This is a genomic window from Acidovorax facilis (genome assembly GCF_023913775.1).
GTDB classification, from domain to species: domain Bacteria; phylum Pseudomonadota; class Gammaproteobacteria; order Burkholderiales; family Burkholderiaceae_C; genus Acidovorax; species Acidovorax facilis.
In genome coordinates this window covers 11,974-14,184 of the sequence record NZ_JAMXAX010000141.1, presented here as the reverse complement: position 1 = coordinate 14,184, position 2,211 = coordinate 11,974, and the positions used below count along the sequence as shown (strand labels likewise).

At 62.8% G+C, this 2,211-nt stretch carries 2 protein-coding genes; one reads left to right on the top strand and one right to left on the bottom strand.

Going from position 1 to position 2,211, the window contains the following annotated elements; genetic code table 11:
* On the top strand, positions 1–896 hold an 896-nt coding region (locus NFX52_RS25655; protein ID WP_252635873.1), incomplete at its 5' end, for a tyrosine-type recombinase/integrase.
* A 103-nt stretch (positions 897–999) separates the two neighbouring features.
* Here the strand turns inward: NFX52_RS25655 and NFX52_RS25650 are convergent.
* Positions 1,000–2,133, bottom strand: a complete 1,134-nt coding sequence (locus NFX52_RS25650) for an integrase domain-containing protein (RefSeq protein WP_162239737.1) — start codon at positions 2,131–2,133, stop codon at positions 1,000–1,002.
* Positions 2,134–2,211: the final 78 nt, after the last annotated feature.

Sequence of the window (2,211 nt, the reverse complement as noted above, 5' to 3'; positions counted from 1 at the left end):
CGGCGGCTGCGCGCTACATCGCCAGCCACCGTGCGGGCTGGAAGAACGCCAAGCATGCCGAACAATGGACCAACACGCTCGCCACCTATGCCTCCCCGGTGCTCGGTGCGCTGGCGGTATCCGAGATCCAGACGCACCATGTCATGCGGGTGCTTGAACCCATCTGGGTCGACAAAACCGAAACGGCCAGCCGCTTGCGTGGCCGCCTGGAGCGGGTGCTCGACTGGTGCAAAGTGCAGGGCTACCGCACGGGAGACAACCCGGCAGCCTGGCGAGGGCATCTGGAGAACCTGCTCAGCGCACCCAAGAAGACCATGGTGGTCAAGCACCATGCGGCCCTGCCCTGGCGAGAGATTGCTGCGTTCATGGCGGAACTGCGCCAAAAGCCGGGAATGGCAGCACTGCTCACTGAATGGATCATTCTGACCAATTGCCGCACCGAGGAAGGCCTCAAGGCGCGCTGGGAAGAGATTGACCTGGAGCGTGCGGTGTGGACCATACCGGCCAATCGGATGAAGGCCAAGAAGGAGCACCTGATTCCGCTGTCCCAGCATGCTCTGTCGGTGTTGCACAAGGTCCGCGCGGTGGTGGAGCCGGTGGGCTATGTGTTTCCAAAACCGCCCAACAAGAACAGTCTGCTGGAGCAGCCACTGTCCAACGCAGCGTGCATGGCCTTGCTCAAGCGCATGGGGCATGCGGATCTGACGGTCCACGGGTTTCGCAGCAGCTTTCGCGACTGGGCGGGTGAATCGACAAACCACCCGCGTGAGGTGATCGAGCACGCCATGGCGCACCAGCTCCAGGACAAAGCCGAGGCTGCGTATGCGCGGGGGACCTTGCTCGAGCGCAGGCGGGTGCTGATGGCCGATTGGGGGCGGCACTGCTCGGGGGGATAGAGGCAAGCAAAAGACCCGACCAAGCTCCCGCAATGCACTTGCAGGGGTGTACGTGCTGACGCTGCAAGCGACTGCGCTTTGATACCGGGATCGGCGTCGCGATTCAAGCCACCAATTCGGCAGCGGCATCTGGCAGATCATCAAGGAGTTCCAATGCGCCTGCCGTGGCCTCCCTCTTCGTACGCCACAGAGCCATCAGCTCCCTGAGTTCCGCAGCCTGGCGCTGCATCGTCCTCGTCCGCTTCTCCGGCGGCGGCAACTGATCAACCACGCTGTTGCAGTACACCGAACGGACATACCGCTGGCGCGAAGACCCATGCCCCAGGGCCAGGGACACACGCGCCAGAGAGTCTTGCCGGCTCCACCCTCGCTCCATGAGCTCCTGCAGCAAATCGACTGCATAGCGGTAGCGCAGCGAATGGGGCGCAAACTGTCCCACCAGACCCAGCTTGCGGCACTGGCTGTGATAGTGGCGACGCGCGGACGCCAAATCATTTTTCTTGCCCACAACCAGGAACCCGTCATGGGTGGCGGCATAGTCCAGCGCCTGCTGGATCACATGCAAAGTCGTTAGCGCATGGCGCTGGAGCACAAAAGTATCGCGGATGCGTCCGCCCTTGGTGCCATCGACCACCGCCATGCTCAGGTCGCGCAGCCCCGGTCCCCCGGCTGCAGTGGAGTTCGATTGCCCCAGCAATCGCACAGCATCGCAGGCAAACTCCAGCAAGGCACTGGTGCTGCTGAGCGCCTCCAGCCCCCGAAACCCCAGGTAGCGTTCGAGCTCCAGGGTCAGCGCCAATCCCTCCTGGCCCTTCCTGCGGGCCTCGGCCACCACCTGCTCGAAATGATTTTGTTCGATCGGCAGCTTCTTGCCGACACGGCTGCGCGGTGTAATTCCCAACCCCTTGCGGGTGATTCCAGCGGCATCGGGATCGCCATGATCATTGCGAATCAAGGATCGGATCTTGGACAACAGATTGGCCTGTGCGGCCACCGAGCAGCCAGGGCGTTTGCGTTGCTCTTCGGATGCCGCCACCGGAATTGCTCGACACAGGATATAGGCCCTCACCTGGAGCAGCGTCAGATGGCGCGGCCGCACGTCAGGGTGGCCCCGGGCACTCAGCCACTGGTTCAAAGCTTGGCCCTCGCGGTTCAGGTTCGCCTTGCCTGAGCGCGATCCCCGTTGCTTCTGGGCGGCCCTGGCAATCACTTGCGCCGATGTTTGGGTCTTGGACATGTGGAACTCCTTTTGCATAGTTGACAGACGCGACCATCCCTCTGGCCTGCGCCAGATCGAATGCAGAAAGCCCCCCCG

What these genes read in the sequence shown, in the direction of transcription:
- NFX52_RS25650 (WP_162239737.1), bottom strand. Translation starts at nt 2,133, where the DNA reads ATGTCCAAGACCCAAACATCGGCGCAAGTGATTGCCAGGGCCGCCCAG.